Consider the following 15,068-nt stretch of genomic DNA (forward strand, 5'->3'; position numbering starts at 1 on the left):
CCTATTCTTTCGCCTGGTCTTCGACTTGTTCCTGCGCTTCGCAACGTGTGAACTCGATCAGGTCGCCATCATTGCGGGCAATACGCAATATGTCACCGTCAATATCGACATCCATTGTTTCTTCGGCCAGTTCCCCTTCAGCCGCGCAGCGCAGATTAAGACGCCAGCCGCCATCGGTGCCTTCTACTGCCGAGGCGATGTCACAGCTGTTTTCATAGCCAAGGAAGCGGTCCGATGTGAACTCGATCGGGCCGGGCTCCCCCTCGCCATGATCGCACCATGCAGGATCCGCGGCCCAGATGCCGATAAAGAGAGGCGGCAGGGTATTTGGAATTTCGCCCGTTTCTGTCTTCACACGCTCCGGCACCGCGGGCTCTTCAACGGAAACCTGACGATTGCAGGCGGCCGAGAGGCTGCACAGAACAAGGATGAAGAGACGAAATCCGGACGTCATTTGTGTTTGCACCTAGCGGCGGCGTGACCAAAGGTAACACCGCCGCATGAGTTTCGTTTCCTAAATATGACGCGCCATTTCGAGCGCAGTATCTGTCATGCGCGTGGAGAAGCCCCACTCATTGTCATACCAGGTGAGGATGCGCACAAGCTTGCCTTCCAGAATCTGCGTCTGGTTGAGCGCGAAGGTCGAGGAATGCGGATCATGGTTGAAATCCGACGAGACGAGCGGCTTGTCCGTATAACCAAGGACGCCGCGCAGCTTGCCGTTCGCCGCTTCGATGATGGCGTTGTTGACCTCTTCCACCGTCGTGTCTTTTTTCGGCGTGAAGACGAGATCGACAACCGAGACATTCGCCGTCGGGACGCGGATCGAAGATCCGTCAAGCTTGCCGTTGAGATCAGGGAGAACAAGACCAACAGCCTTCGCTGCGCCCGTCGAGGTCGGGATCATGTTCATCGCCGCCGCGCGGGCGCGATAAAGATCCTTGTGCATCGTATCGAGCGTCGGCTGATCACCCGTATAGGAGTGGATCGTCGTCATGTAACCGCGCTCGATGCCCACCGCATCATTCAGCACTTTCGCGACCGGCGCGAGGCAGTTGGTGGTGCAGGACGCGTTGGAGACAACATGGTCCTGGCCGGTCAACGTGCCGTGATTGACGCCGAAAACGATGGTTTTGTCAGCGCCTGACGCCGGTGCGGAGACGAGCACGCGTTTCGCACCTGCTTCAAGATGCAGCGCAGCTTTTTCGCGCGCCGTGAAAATGCCGGTGCACTCATAAACGATATCGACGCCGAGCTCGCCCCAAGGGAGTTTCGACGGATCGCGCTCAGCGAACACCTTGATCGGCCCAAGGCCCACATCGATGGTGTCGTTGCGAACTTTCACTTCATGGGGAAATTTACCGTGGACTGAGTCGTACTGAACCAGATGCCCGTTCGTTTCCACCGGACCCAGATCGTTGATCGCGACAATATCCACGCCCTTGCGCCCGGTCTCGACGATCGAGCGAAGCGCGAGGCGGCCGATCCGTCCAAAGCCGTTAATTGCAATTTTGAGCGCCATGATTTTTTCTCCTAACCAATCAACCGTTTCGCTTCCGCCGCGACCGCCGCAGGCGTGATTCCGAAATGTTCAAACAATTCATCCGCCGGCGCCGATGCGCCGAAACCTGTCATGCCCACAAAGCTGTCCTTGCGGCGCAGGAACAAATCCCACCCCTGCCGAACCGCCGCTTCAATGCCTATACGAGGGCCCTTTCCCAAAACCTCTTTACGGTAGGTTTCCGACTGCGAGGCGAAGAGCTCAAAACAGGGGGCGGACACAACCCGCGCCTTGATCCCGTCCTTCGCCAGCGCTTCACGCGCTTCAAGCGCCAGCGAAACTTCTGAGCCTGATGCGATCAGCGTTACATCGTCGGCGTTCTTGCCGGCGACGACATAGGCGCCTTTGGCGCAAAGGTTTTCGTCGGATTGTTTAAGGCGCGCCTGCGCCAGCCCTTGCCGGGTCAACGCAATCACCGAAGGCGTTGCAATGGTTTTCAGCGACAGCTCCCAGCACTCAGCCGTCTCAACGCCATCACAGGGACGATAGACATTCAAGTTCGGGATCGCCCGCAGCGCCGCGAGATGTTCGACCGGCTGGTGCGTCGGGCCGTCTTCGCCGAGGCCGATGGAATCGTGCGTCATCACATAGACAACGCGCAAGCCCATCAGCGCTGACAGGCGGATGGCAGGACGGCAATAGTCCGTAAAGACAAGAAAGGTGCCGCTATAGGGAACGACGCCGCCATGCAGCGCCATGCCGTTCATCGCCGCCGCCATAGCGTGCTCGCGAATGCCATAATAGACATAACGGCCCGCGTAATTTTCAGCGGATAGCGGGTCCTGGTTTTTTGTTTTGGTGTTGTTCGATCCCGTCAGATCGGCCGAGCCACCAACGGTTTCCTTGATGACATCATTGATGACGCCAAGCGCCAGCTCCGACGCCTTGCGGGTCGCAAGTTTTTGCGGCGCCTCAACGAGAGATTTTTTGTACTCTGCAATCGCTTTGGTCAGAACGCCCGCATAATCGCCCGCCATGGCGGTTTTGAATGCATCGCAGTTCTTGTCGGCGCTGATGCGTTTTTCCCATGCGGCCCGGGCGTCACCGCCGCGAAGACCAGCGTCACGCCAGCTTGAAAGAACGTCTTTAGGAATTTCAAACGGCGCATAAGGCCAGTCGAGCGCCTTGCGCGTTCCGGCGATTTCTTCCGCCCCTAAAGGCGCGCCATGAGTCGCAGAGGTTCCGGCCTTTGTCGGCGCGCCATAGCCGATTGTGGTGCGGCAGGCGATCAGGGTTGGCTGATCGGAGGATTTCGCTTTTTCAATCGCGGCGGAAATCGCCGCCGGATCGTGACCGTCCACACGGCATGTCGCCCAGCCGCTCGCCGCAAAGCGCGCCAGCTGATCGGTTGAATCCGAAAGCGAAATCGGGCCGTCGATGGAGATATTGTTGTCGTCCCACAAAACCGTCAGCTTGCGGAGTTTCAAATGGCCGGCGAGAGAGATCGCCTCCTGGCTGATCCCTTCCATGAGGCAGCCATCGCCAGCGATCACATAGGTGCGGTGATCGACGGCGCCATCGCCGAACCGCGCATTCAAATGCGCTTCCGCAATCGCCATGCCCACCGCATTGGCGAGGCCCTGCCCCAGCGGGCCGGTGGTCGTCTCTACTGCGGGCGCATGACCATATTCCGGGTGCCCGGCGGTCTTGGACCCCATCTGGCGGAAATTCTTGAGCTGATCGAGGCTCATCCCGCCATAGCCGAGGAGATAGCCGAGCGCGTAAATCAGCATGGAGCCATGGCCGGCGGACAGGATGAACCGGTCCCGGTCAGGCCAGTCCGGCGCGGAAGCGTCGAATTTCAGATGCTCCGCAAAAAGGGTCGTCGCAACATCGGCCATGCCCATGGGCATGCCCGGATGGCCGGATTTCGCCGCCTCGACCGCATCCATGGCAAGAACGCGAATGGCGTTCGCCATCTGTGGAAAATTTGCCCGTTTCGGGCCGACGCCGGTCATGCGGGAAGCCCCCATTTTGTCCTGAAAATCCGGATTGTTTCGGGGCTTCTTGCATCGCGCGCGTGCGGGGGTCAAGGCTCGCACAGTTGCGGCTGGACAGAATCGGCGCCGAAGGCCAAATTGACCCCTCCCCTCAGCGGACAAATTGGAAGAATCTCAAAGATGACGGTGCTCGAAAAAGCGGTCCAGAGCCTCGCCGAGGCGATTGAGGCCCTCGAATCGCGGCTGGATTCCCGGCTCGACGAGGCGGCGGCGAACGATGAGGCGGTCGAGGCCGCCCGGCGCCAAGCCATGGCCGCCCGCAAACAGACCGACAGCGCCTCCAAGGGGGTCGCCGCCGCGATCACCGACCTCAAGCTGATCCTCGCCGAAGACGACAGAAAAAAGCCGGAATAGGCCAGAAAGGGACGACGACTCATGAGTCAGGTTGAAATCAAGGTCCATGGCCGGGAATACCGGGTCACCTGCGAGACAGGGCAGGAAGACCGTTTGCAAAAATCAGCCGCGTTTCTCAACAAGCGCGTCTCGGCCATGTCGGCTGACCTGCCGGATATCAGCGAGACCCGGCTGATGCTTCTGGCGGCGCTGACCATTTGCGACGAACTGTTCGAGGCGCGCGAACGCGCCCTTGATCTGGAAGACGCCGGCGTCGCGCTCGACGCCGACACGCTTGGCGGCGCCAGCCGCGCTATTGAGGCCGCCGCAAAACGCGTGAGCGACATCACGGCGAAGCTCAACAGCTAAATTTTTTGATTAGAGCGTGGGCAATTTGGTTGCACGTTCTTCATCAAGATATTTCGCCGATGTCGGCTTCAATCCACCGTCTAGATCGAGCAGCAAGGGATTGCCGGTCGGGATTTCGACATGAACGATTTCATCATCTGACACATTGAAAAGAATTTTTACGAGCGCGCGCAGTGAGTTGCCATGCGCGGCGATCATCAGCGATTCGCCGGCTTTGAGGCGCGGCGCGATTTCCTTTTCGAAATAGGGCTGAACGCGATCAAGCGTCAGTTTCAGCGACTCCGTCGCCGGAACCTTGCAGCCATAAAGCTTGTAACGCGGATCGTTTGAGAGATCGAATTCGCTCCCCTTTTCCAGAGGCGGCGGCGGAATGTCATAAGAGCGCCGCCAGATTTTGACCTGCTCCTCGCCATGTTTTTCCGCCGTCTCCGCCTTGTTGAGCCCGGTAAGTCCGCCATAGTGGCGCTCGTTCAACTGCCAGGCGCGCGTCACCGGCAACCACATCCGGTCCATGTCATCAAGGGCGATCCAGAGCGTGCGGATGGCGCGCTTTTGAACCGAAGTGAAACAGGCGGAAAATTCAACGCCGCTTGCCTTGAGCAGATCACCGGCCTTCTTCGCTTCGGCGCGGCCGCGGTCCGTCAGATCCACATCGACCCAGCCGGTGAACCGGTTTTCCAGGTTCCACTGACTTTGTCCGTGGCGGATCAGGGCAAGGCGGGCCATCACATTCTCCTCAAAACTATGCGCCGCGCCCTCTTAAAAGCTCAAAGGCTTATTGGCTAGCCTTGACGGGAGGGCGTAGCATGGCGCCCAAAAGGAGAGCCCCAATGTCAAAAAAAGCAAGTATCGCCCTCGCCCTCCATGGCGGCGCTGGCGCGCGCAAGGGCCGCGATTATTCCAAGGCGGAGACACACCTTCTGGACCTCGCCCGGCGCGGCGAAGCCATGCTCAGCGACGGCGCAGCCGCGGTCGACGTGGTCGAAGCGCTGGTCGTAGAAATGGAAACGTCCGGCCTTTATATCGCCGGTAAAGGCGCGGCGCCGAACCGCGCCGGTTACGCCGAACTCGACGCCTCCATCATGGTGAGCGAGTCCGGGAGCCTCGCGCGCAAGGCGGGTTCAGTGGCGGCGGTGAAACATTTGAAATCGCCTGTGAAAGCGGCGCGCGCGGTTATGGATTTAACGCCCCATGTCATGCTCGTCGGCCGCGGCGCGGAAAATTTCTGTTACAAGCACCATCTCGAATTCATCGACAACCCGGAAAGCTATTACGTCGTGCCCGTAGGCGTCGAACCGGAAGAGATGACACAGGCCGAGCTTGGCCACGGCACCGTCGGCGCTGTCGCCCTCGACGCCGAGGGGCGCATCGCGGCGGCGACCTCGACCGGCGGCGTTTTCGGAAAGCTTGAGGGCCGCGTCGGGGACACGCCGCTGATCGGATCGGGCACCTGGGCCGATGAATTTGTAGGCGCGTCCTGCACAGGGCTTGGTGAGTATTTTATTCTCGCCGGCGGCGCGCAGGATGTGGCGAGCCGCGTGCGCTATCAGGGCTCCGATCTACAGACAGCGGCGGCGGGCCTCATCAAGGATGTCGCGCGGCTTGGCGGAGATGGCGGCGTCATCGCCGTTTCGCGCGAAGGAGACATCGCCTTCGCCTGGAATTCCGACGGCATGAAGCGCGCCGGATTCGGTCCAAGTCAGGAGCTCTTTTCCGCAACGTTTTAGGCGGCGCTCAATCTCTCACTATCTGGAGGTCGCGCCAGACGAGACGGTGGTCGGAGCTTTCAACCGGAAATCCCGACCCCACAAGGTCATAATGAGGCTCATCCGGCGCCGGCCAGAAAACGCCGGAATTGTTTTCGCGCAGGCCCGTTTTCGAAAACAGCACATAGTCGAGATGAAGGTTGCCGACCCCGGTTTCGGGATCGTCGCCGAAGTCGGCGGTGTCTTCGGCGGGGTCGCCCTGATGTGAGACGTTAGCGCCGCCCTGAAGCTTCGCCTGCGCCGCGCCGCCGGCGCTTGTCGGAAAAGGCGCGTCCGACACCAGAGGCGACGTCAGCAATTGTCCGATAGCGCCCGGAACCGCGCCCGCGTCATGAGGATCGGCGTTGAGGTCACCCATGATGACAAAGCGTTCGCCTTTCGGCAGGCCGCCGCGTGCGCCCTTGTCGTCATAAATATACCCGTCCGGATCACCGGCGATATAATCCGCCCAGAAACGGATTTCGTCATGATTGCGTTTGCCGTTGCGGTCTTCCTCGCCATCGAAGCTCGGCGGCGTTGGATGGCTGGCGAGAACATGCACGCGCTCGCCATTTATAATGACGGGAACATCCCAATGGTTCTTGGAAGAGAGCCGGAAAGCCTTCAGCGCATCGGCGCCGTACCAGTCTGCCGGTTCATTGGTCGCGGGATCATCAGGCAGCAATGCGCCGGGCATGTCTTTCCATAAGAAGGTCTGAAATGTACGTGCGCCCGTCGCATCGATGGGATATTTCGACAGCAGCACAAAGGCGTATTGGCCGGGAAATTCGCCATAGCCATAAGCGTCGCCGCCATAGGCCCGCGAGCCCGGCTCCATTGTTGCGACGCCGTCGCGATCAAGGTCGCGGCCCGAAGCAAGCCCCGTATTGGACGGCGCAATGTAAGTGTAAGGATAAATCACAGGCGCGGCGCCATTGTGGCCATGAGCGAGATAGCTTTCCTGAAACAATCTCAGCGCGTCACCGTTTTCATCGTAATCGAACTCACTGAGCAGGAGGATGTCCGGCGCAATACGCTGAATGATCTCCGCCACTTTTTGTCCCTGGATCGTGTCCGGGCTTTTCAAATCCGCAATCAGCGCGCCTTCTTGCGGCCGATTCAGATAGGCGTTGAACGCAGCAAAGCGCACGCTTGTTTCCGTCACGCGAGGTTCGGGAGAAATATCCATTGCGCATCCCGACAGCCAGGCGAGCGCCATGATCATTGTCAAAAATCTCACGCTCGCCTCCGATCACGTCGTTGTCAGGCTGAATGTGTGCCCTGCCCGCGCGCAATTTGCAATTCAAGCCGCTTCACCTCGCGCAGGATGCGGTTTGTCTCCATCCGCATCCAGAACCAGATTTTCAAAAATCCGACCATCACCATCAGCATGACTGCCCCGGCGCCCCAGCGCGCGGCGTCAATCGCTGCGGCCGCGCCGAAAAACTTCCAACCGCAATACACCGCTCCTATGAACAGAACGAAAGTGATGAGGGTTGCAAAAAGCGCAAGACCGCCCAGCTTACCGGTGTAAATCCCGAAGACCTGACCAAACAGGCCCTGCTCTTCGAAACCGCCCAGAAGCGCAAGATCTTCCGCATTCAGGGCTTCTTCAATTTTCCGATCCAGATCATCCATGGCTTTCGCCTCCTTCCATCGCCGCGCGCAATTTGCGCCGCGCATGCATCAGGCGGGTTTTCACTGTGCCCGCCGGCACATTCAACGCCGCCGCAATTTCTGCGACGCTGAAATCCTCCGTATAAAAAAGCGCGATCGCCGCGCGTTGCTCCGCTGGCAGGATCGCCATGGCGGCGCGCAACGGCGCCGTATCGGCGCTCATCTCCGCCGCCAGCTCAACTTGCGGCATAGATTTCACCTCTGACGCATAGGCCGCGCTCAGCTTGCGCTCGCGCTGGCGTTTGCGAATTTGGTCCGCCGCGCGCCGCGTTACGATCCGATAGGCCCAAGCCGGGAACGCGCGCGCATCGTCAAGGCGCGACAGCCCCCGCACGATATCGGCCCAGGCCTCCTGGACAATATCGCGCGCCGCCTCTCCTTCACCGAGCAGGCGGAAGGCGTGCGCCAGCAATTTCGGCTGCCAGCGCTCCGCCAGCCGCGTGAAAGCGGCGCGGTCGCCGGCGCGCGCCGCCGCGGCGAGATATTCATCAAAGATGCGCGCCTTTTGGCGGGAGGTTGGCGGACGGGACATGGGCCCTGCCTTTTTTCGTTCTTTGGACTTCAAGTCGCGCCTCAGCGCAAATTGGTTCAATTCTCCGCCGAAAGCCCCTAACATATCAGAATTGCTGATTTTTTCTGGATCTCATGGCTGCAGCGCTTTCCCCAACCGAACTTGAAAAGCTGAAACAGGCGGCCGCTTTTCTGGAAGAAGCGGAAAAGCGCCTGCCGGTCCTGCGCACTCTGAACTGGGACCGCACCCATGCCGATGCGTTTTTCAAGAACGGTGAGAAAGAGCCGCCAAAACCGGAATATCCCGCGGTTGATCCGACACCCTCGCTAGAGCTCGTACTGCGCGCGCGCGCGATGATCGACGGGTCGAGCGAGGCCCATAAATGGCTGACACGCTTCGCCGACATCACTGAAGAAACCGCTCTCCTTCTCAGCGTCGTCGGCACGCCAATGTTTCATGGCCATTCACGCGCTCTCTATGGCGGCCCCACATCCCCCGTCGCAGACGGCAAGACGACGGCGCTCGATCTGGCGCAGCGGCTCGATACGCTGCTAAGCGAATTCGATGCGCCCGCAGACCGTATGGAGCCGCCGGCGCAATTGTCAGCCCATGCGCTGAAGAAAAGACTCGACGACGCGCTGCCGCACTATTTCGGCGACGCGGCGCCACGCATTGAAATCACGCGGAATGTCTCAGCGAAAGCGGCGGCGGGACGCGATTACATTAAATTGCGCGAAGACGCTTCATTTTCCGATCTCGACGAACAACAGCTTTTACAACATGAAGCGCTGGTCCATATCGCGACCGGCCTTAACGGCGCGTCCCAGCCGCATTTTCCGATTCTTGGCGAAGCATATCCGGGCAATGCGCGCACACAGGAAGGACTCGCCGTTTTTGCGGAGTTTATTTCCGGCGCCCTCGACCCGCGCCGGTTCAAACGCCTCGCCGACCGCGTCATCGCCATCAACATGTCAGCCGAGGGCGCCGACTTTATCCAGCTCTATCAATTCTTCCGGGAACGCAGTGAAAAGGACGCGCCCTTTGAAGCCTTTGAAAGCGCGCGGCGGGTCGTGCGCGGCGGCCTCGTCAATGGCGGCGGTCCGTTCACAAAAGACTCAATTTATCTTCAAGGGCTTCTGGAAGTGCACAACTATCTGCGCACCGCTGTGCGGGCTGGCGACGCGGGCTATATCCGGCTGTTGTTTTCAGGAAAGATCGATCTCGACGATCTCGCCGCGATGAAATTTCTGCGCGAAGAAGGCCTTTTGGAAGAGCCACGCTATTTGCCGCCCTGGGCGACGGATCTGCGCTGGCTCCTCTCCTATCTCGCTTATTCGACCTTCCTTAACGGCATCGACCTGAAAAGCGTCAACGCACGTTACGAAACGCTCTTTCAGAACTAGACAAGAAATCCGAAGATTTCTTTCACTTCCCTGACGGTCTGATCAGCAATGACCGCAGCCTTCTCGGCGCCGGCGCTCAAGATGGCGTCAAGATGTGCTGGATCGCTTTCGAGCCGGCGCAACTCATCGCCAATAGGCGCGATCTTATCAACGACGAGGTCAGCAAGCGCAGGCTTGAAGGCGCCGAAACCCTGTCCGGCGAATTCAGACAGGACCTCCGCTGACGTCTTGCCGGAAAGCGCTGCGTAAATGCCCACGAGATTTGCGGCTTCCGCACGGCCCTCAAGACCTTTCGGCTCGGAAGGCAAAACATCTGCGTCAGATTTCGCTTTCTTGATTTTTTTCGAAATCGCATCCGCATCGTCTCGAAGAAAAATGCAGGCGTTCTCCGATGGGTCAGATTTTGACATCTTCTTGGCGCCGTCTTTCAGCGACATGATGCGCGCGCCAGCGTCTCCGAATTTACCCTTGATCAGCGGTTCAGGCAGCGGGAAAAAATCCGGCTGTTTAAAGTCGTGATTGAACTTCCCGGCGATGTCGCGCGACAATTCAAGATGCTGCTTCTGGTCCTCGCCCACAGGCACATGCGTCGCCTTGTAAACAAGAATATCCGCCGCCTGCAAAACCGGATAAGTGTAAAGGCCCACCGAGGAACGCTCGGCGTTTTTGCCTGCCTTATCCTTGAACTGGGTCATGCGGTCGAGCCAGCCGAGCCGCGCGATGCAATTCAAAATCCAGGCGAGCTCAGCATGCGCGCGCACCATTGATTGGGGAAAAACGGTCGCGATTTTCGGGTCAATCCCTGCCGCCAAATAGGACGCCGCGATATGTCTGATCTGGCGGCGAAGCTGTTCCGGCTCCTGCCAGACGGTGATCGCATGCAGATCGGCGAGAAAATAATAGCAATCATATTCGTGCTGAAGCGCGACGAATTTCCGGATCGCGCCGAGATAATTGCCGAGATGCATCTCGCCGGATGTTTGAATGCCGGACAAAACGCGCATGGGACCCTGATAACCGCTCATCGTAGGCTCTTTCGGAGTTCTTACAAAAATGCGGGATTATTTCCCGCTGGGGCCCGTCTTGTAGTCGGCGAGGCGCACGGCGCCAAGCGCATAGGTGAGAACCCCGTACAGAACGAGCCCGGCGGCGGAAAGTCCCATGACGACAAGCCACTCGCGGTCCCACAGATAGGCGGAGAGCGCGCTGGTCTGCGGCAGGCAAAGCCAGAGGAAAGCGCCGAGCCCCGCAACAGCGACAAGAATGCGCATGAAACGGCCCATGAGTTCCGCGCTCGGGCGGAAGAGATGCTGGCGATAGAGCCGCAAAGCCAGCAACGCGACCTGCAACCATGCCGCGAAGGATGTGGCGAAAGCGACTGCGAGGAAGCCGAAGAAAGGAAACAAGGCGAGGGAAAGGGCGGTATTCACAGCGATCGACAATAGCGCGTAATACATCGGCGTTTTGGTGTCTTCGCGGGCGAAAAAGGCGGGCGTAAAAATCTTGAGCCACACAAAGGCCGGCAGGCCCGCCCCAAAGATTGCAAGCGCGAGCCCGGTTTTCCGCACATCTTCAGGCGTAAAGGCGGATCGCGCGACGCCGAACAAAGAGAGCGCATCGCCGGCAAGCCCGCGGAACAGCGCATCGCAAATTGCCTCGCCCAGAATGATGAAAGCTATCGCTGCGGGAAGCGCGAGCAGCGCGGCAAGCTCAAGGGAGCGATTGAGCGCACGCGCGGCGCCTTTTTCATCGCCCGCCTTTACCCGCGCGGACAGCATGGGCAACAGGACAACGCCAAGGGCGATGCCGATGACCGCCAGCGGCAACTGATAAAGCTGGTCCGCGTTCATCAGCCATGAAACGGCGCCCGGCTCCTGACTGGCGATATTGGTGCCGACGATCAGATTGATCTGTACGGCGCCGGCGCTGATAAAACCGGGCGCGCCAAGCGCGAAAAGTCGTTTCAATCGCGGCGTCAGGCGCGGCACGCGAAGACGTAAAAGATACCCTTGCCGCCATGCGCCAAAGATAAGCAACGCCAACTGCGCCACGCCGCCCAAAGAAACGCCCCACGCCACGGCCTCCCCCGAGACATGGGTGTCCGCATCAGCATAGAGCAGCAATGCGCCAATCATGAAAACATTGAGCGCAATCGGCGCCGCCGCAGCCGCTGCAAAACGGCCGAGAGAGTTCAGAATGCCGCTATAAAGCCCGACCAGCGACATCATCATCAGATAGGGAAACATGATGCGCGTATAAAATGTCGTCAGAGTGAATTTTTCCGGATCACCTTCAAAGCCTGAGGCAAGAAGAAATACAAACGCCGGCGCCGCGATTTCCACCAGGGCTGTTAAAATCGTCAGTATGAAAATCAGTCCTGAAAGAACTTCTTCTGCGAAGAGTTTGGCTTCTTCTTCCCCGCCATCGGTGCGCCGCCCCTGAAACATCGGAATGAAGGCTGCATGAAAGGCGCCTTCCGCGAAAAGGCGCCGGAACATGTTGGGCAAGCGGAACGCCGCCCAGAAGGCGTCAGCCACAGGATTGCCGCCCGCCCCGATGATGCCGGCCATGAAGATCTGGCGAACAAAACCGAGCACGCGGCTCGCCATGGTCATGCCGCTGACCGTCGCTAGGGATTTGAAAATATTGCCGCTCATGGAATATCGCCGAAATGAACCGCCGCAGTAGACCGGTTCACGCCTCAGAACCAGCCGCCAGCACCGCGCCAAGGCTCTTTTTAATGCGGGCGAGCGCAGACCGGTCATTAAGCTTCCCGCCTTCCCGGTTCTGGAGATAAAATGCGTCTACAGCGCGCTCGCCATAGGTCGAAATATGGGCGGAAGTGATGGTCGCGCCTTCCCGGGCGAGCGCTTGCGTCAATTCGAAAAGGAGCCCCGGCCGGTCAAGCCCTTCAGCTTCAACGACCGTCGCCTCTTCTGAAGCCTCGGCCTCAATCCGCACGCTTGGCGGTACGGAAAAGATGGCGCGGCGATCGCCGATGCGCCGGCGAAGCTCTGGCGGCTTTTCGGGGTGTGCGGAGGCAGCGGTCAACAGCGCCTCATGGAGGCGCCGCGCCTGCTCCATATCTTCGACGGGAATTCCATCTGGCGACTGGATGATGAAAATGTCGATCGCCTTGCCGTCGCTCGTCGTGAGCGCCTGCACGGTGCGAAGGCTCATGCCTGTCGACGCGACAGCGCCTGCCAGATCAGCAAGAAGGCCTGCGCGGTCATCGGTATAGGCGATCGCTTCAAGATCGCCGTCACGCGGCGTCACGACAACGGCGCTATTGGCGGCGTCTTTTTCCGCAGCGCGCGCCAGCGTCGCAAACCGCACAATGATATCGGGATCAAGAGAGCGCATCATCGAGTCATCAAGACGGTTCAAAAATGCGTCCTTCTCGGCTGCGCTCCAGCCCGTCAGACGCGCCTCCGCCTCCCGGCGAACCAAGATCGCCCGATCAGCCAGCTTCTTCTCAAGCGCAGCCTCACCATGTTCGAACCAGAGCGCCGTTGCGTCATAAAGTTCGGAGAGGCGCCGGCGCGTCATCTCATCCCAGGACTGAAGGCCGACTACGCGCAAATGACAGACCGACAGCACCAGCATCAAATCGAGACGCGCGCGCGAACCTACCGATTGCGCAAAGGCGGAAATCGCATGCGCTTCAGTAAGGTTGCGGCGCTCCGCCGTGCGCACAAGCATCAAGTGACGCGCCGCCGCCCAGCCGGCAAGCGCCGCCTCGTCCGGCGAGAGACCGAGACGCCTGGTGACCCGGATGACAAGCTTTTCGCAAGCATCCACCGACGGCTCTTTCAATGACCAGCGCGCTTCGTGCAGCAAAACACCGTAATAATAAAGCAGCGGATTATCGGCATTGCGGACAATATGCGTTGCGATCGGATGGTCTTCCTCCACTTCGCCGCGATGAATCTGCGTTAACAACCCGACACATCGCAACACATGCTCATCGAGGGTAAACCGCCGGTAAAGCCCGTAATCGATACGCCCCACAATCGAACCGAAAGCCGGTATGTATTTTCCGAGAAGGCCTGTCTCCGTCATGATCCGCAAGACCCGCGCCGGATCTTCACTTTCGGTCAAAATGCCTGCAAATAATTTCGCGATTGTCGGGTCGCGCCGCACTTCGAGCGTAACGCTTGGCACTTCACTGGCGACCAAGGCGAGGGCGTCGGGGTGGAAATCGATTCTCGGTTGTTTGCCAAAGGCGCGAAAGAGCCGAAACAGATCGCGCGGCTGGCGGCGCGCCTTCGCCGGGCTTTCAAAATCAAGCCGGCCATTCTTGATGCGCAAATTCGGTCTTCCCGGCGCCTCGTCCGTCTGCAACGCTTTCGGCAGCAACTTTGGAAGCCGCGGCAGGCGCATGGTGCGTTCTTCTTCAAGCCGGGTGCACAAAATCCGGGTCAGGCGCCCCACCTCCACCGCATTGACGAAATAATGTCTCATCAAGCGTTCGGCCGCCGTCATATTGGACCGGTCCGCATAACCTAGACGTCTGGCGATTTCAGGCTGCACGTCAAATGTCAGCTTTTCATCTGCGCGCCCGCGAAGCTCGTGCAAATGGGCGCGCACAGACCACAAGAACCGCTTCGCCTTGATAATTGCCTGGCGCTCCGCCTTGCCGACAATTTTTTCCGCGGTCGCATTGTCGTTCAGAATGTCCCCATAGGCGTATCGGTAAATCCAACGAATTGTCTGCAAATCGCGCAAACCGCCTTTGCCTTCCTTCACATCAGGCTCGACCAGATATCGCGTCTCGAAAAACTTCGCCTGCCGCTCGCTTTGTTCTTCAAGTTTGGCGGCGACGAATTCCGGAACGGTCCTTCGGCGAAGCTTGTCGAACGACTCATGAAACTCGTCATAGACATCCTTGGCGCCGCACAAGAACCGCGCATCCAGATAAGCGGTTCTGGCGACCATGTCGCTCTTGGCGAAATCCAGCGCGCTTGCGGGTGTGTGCGCGGCATATCCGAGCTTTACGCCAGAATCCCAAAGCGGATAGAGCAGGCGGTTCAATGTATCCCGCAGGGTCTGCTCCGCCTGGGGGCGGTGTAAAAACAAGAGGTCAATATCCGAATAAGGCGCAAGTTCAGACCGGCCATAACCGCCGACAGCGCAAACGGCGATCTCCTTGCCGATGCCTTCCTTCGACTGCAGAAACAGAGTCCGGATGATGTTGTCGACCCCGCGCGAAAGCCGCGAGGCGATTCTGTCGCCGCGCACAACGTCTCGCATAGTCTGGCGCCGAAGCTCCACAAAGGCGTGCTTGAGGACCTTGCCTGTCGCCCCATGGGCCTGACCCGCACGCTCGGCGGTCATTGCCGCAGCGATCTGCTCATCCAGCGTTTCACTGAAGAGAAAGGATGTATCGCCTGATGGCGTTGGAGGTTTGGTCACAAGATTGCGAACAAGGAGATGCGGGATGTAGCTACGCGCGCATTGTCGCGCGCC

14 protein-coding genes are annotated in these 15,068 nt (G+C 59.3%); 4 read left to right on the top strand and 10 right to left on the bottom strand.

Annotated elements, in window-relative coordinates:
- Position 1 precedes the first annotated feature (1 nt).
- Genes ACFOOP_RS02890 through tkt form a run of 3 tightly spaced genes read right to left on the bottom strand, consistent with a single transcriptional unit; the run spans position 2 to position 3,519 of the window.
- Positions 2–454 (bottom strand): hypothetical protein, encoded by a 453-nt coding sequence (locus tag ACFOOP_RS02890; RefSeq protein WP_379879359.1) that lies wholly within the window; start codon positions 452–454, stop codon positions 2–4.
- Positions 455–514: 60 nt separating this feature from the next.
- Positions 515–1,522 (bottom strand): type I glyceraldehyde-3-phosphate dehydrogenase, encoded by a 1,008-nt coding sequence (gene gap / locus ACFOOP_RS02895; protein ID WP_379879360.1) that lies wholly within the window; start codon positions 1,520–1,522, stop codon positions 515–517.
- Between the two features lie 11 nt (positions 1,523–1,533).
- Positions 1,534–3,519 carry a transketolase gene (tkt, locus tag ACFOOP_RS02900; RefSeq protein WP_379879361.1) on the bottom strand — a complete coding sequence of 662 codons (1,986 nt, stop codon included), beginning with the start codon at positions 3,517–3,519 and terminating at the stop codon, positions 1,534–1,536.
- A gap of 162 nt (positions 3,520–3,681) precedes the next feature.
- Here tkt and ACFOOP_RS02905 point away from each other — a divergent pair, with 162 nt between their 5' ends.
- Positions 3,682–3,915 carry a hypothetical protein gene (locus ACFOOP_RS02905; RefSeq protein WP_379879362.1) on the top strand — a complete coding sequence of 78 codons (234 nt, stop codon included), beginning with the start codon at positions 3,682–3,684 and terminating at the stop codon, positions 3,913–3,915.
- 21 nt (positions 3,916–3,936) lie between these two features.
- A complete protein-coding gene (locus ACFOOP_RS02910; RefSeq protein WP_379879363.1) occupies positions 3,937–4,263 on the top strand; it encodes a cell division protein ZapA in 327 nt (108 codons plus the stop codon).
- A gap of 9 nt (positions 4,264–4,272) precedes the next feature.
- Here the strand turns inward: ACFOOP_RS02910 and gpmA are convergent, their stop codons facing one another.
- Positions 4,273–4,989: a 2,3-diphosphoglycerate-dependent phosphoglycerate mutase gene (gpmA, locus tag ACFOOP_RS02915; RefSeq protein WP_379879364.1), complete on the bottom strand. Its 717-nt coding sequence runs from the start codon at positions 4,987–4,989 to the stop codon at positions 4,273–4,275.
- A 104-nt stretch (positions 4,990–5,093) separates the two neighbouring features.
- Between gpmA and ACFOOP_RS02920 the strand changes: the two genes are divergently transcribed.
- Positions 5,094–5,990 (top strand): isoaspartyl peptidase/L-asparaginase family protein, encoded by an 897-nt coding sequence (locus tag ACFOOP_RS02920; RefSeq protein WP_379879365.1) that lies wholly within the window; start codon positions 5,094–5,096, stop codon positions 5,988–5,990.
- A 7-nt stretch (positions 5,991–5,997) separates the two neighbouring features.
- Here ACFOOP_RS02920 and ACFOOP_RS02925 read toward each other — a convergent pair whose 3' ends face one another.
- The 3 genes from ACFOOP_RS02925 to ACFOOP_RS02935 form a co-directional block, all read right to left on the bottom strand.
- On the bottom strand, positions 5,998–7,197 hold the full coding sequence (locus tag ACFOOP_RS02925) for an endonuclease/exonuclease/phosphatase family protein (protein WP_379881490.1): 1,200 nt from the start codon (positions 7,195–7,197) through the stop codon (positions 5,998–6,000).
- Positions 7,198–7,271: 74 nt separating this feature from the next.
- Positions 7,272–7,646 (bottom strand): DUF6768 family protein, encoded by a 375-nt coding sequence (locus ACFOOP_RS02930; RefSeq protein ID WP_379879366.1) that lies wholly within the window; start codon positions 7,644–7,646, stop codon positions 7,272–7,274.
- The gene (locus ACFOOP_RS02935) at positions 7,639–8,217 is read right to left on the bottom strand and encodes an RNA polymerase sigma factor (protein ID WP_379879367.1); all 579 of its coding nucleotides are present in this window, start codon (positions 8,215–8,217) and stop codon (positions 7,639–7,641) included. The genes ACFOOP_RS02930 and ACFOOP_RS02935 overlap by 8 nt, the downstream gene beginning before the upstream one ends.
- Positions 8,218–8,330: 113 nt before the next feature.
- Between ACFOOP_RS02935 and ACFOOP_RS02940 the strand changes: the two genes are divergently transcribed.
- Complete coding sequence (locus ACFOOP_RS02940) at positions 8,331–9,599, top strand: peptidase MATCAP family protein (RefSeq protein ID WP_379879368.1); 1,269 nt, start codon at positions 8,331–8,333, stop codon at positions 9,597–9,599.
- On the opposite strand, the gene trpS is transcribed toward ACFOOP_RS02940, so the two are convergent.
- From trpS to glnD, 3 genes are read right to left on the bottom strand one after another with little or no spacing between them, the layout of a single operon-like run.
- A complete protein-coding gene (trpS, locus tag ACFOOP_RS02945) occupies positions 9,596–10,624 on the bottom strand; it encodes a tryptophan--tRNA ligase (RefSeq protein WP_379879369.1) in 1,029 nt (342 codons plus the stop codon). The two genes, ACFOOP_RS02940 and trpS, sit on opposite strands and share 4 nt — an antisense overlap.
- Positions 10,625–10,660: 36 nt before the next feature.
- Positions 10,661–12,256: a murein biosynthesis integral membrane protein MurJ gene (gene murJ, locus ACFOOP_RS02950; protein ID WP_379879370.1), complete on the bottom strand. Its 1,596-nt coding sequence runs from the start codon at positions 12,254–12,256 to the stop codon at positions 10,661–10,663.
- A gap of 37 nt (positions 12,257–12,293) precedes the next feature.
- Positions 12,294–15,014 (bottom strand): [protein-PII] uridylyltransferase, encoded by a 2,721-nt coding sequence (gene glnD, locus ACFOOP_RS02955; protein WP_379879371.1) that lies wholly within the window; start codon positions 15,012–15,014, stop codon positions 12,294–12,296.
- Between the last annotated feature and the right edge of the window lie 54 nt (positions 15,015–15,068).

It is taken from the genome of Hyphococcus aureus (assembly GCF_042643165.1).
Lineage (GTDB): Bacteria > Pseudomonadota > Alphaproteobacteria > Caulobacterales > Parvularculaceae > Hyphococcus > Hyphococcus aureus.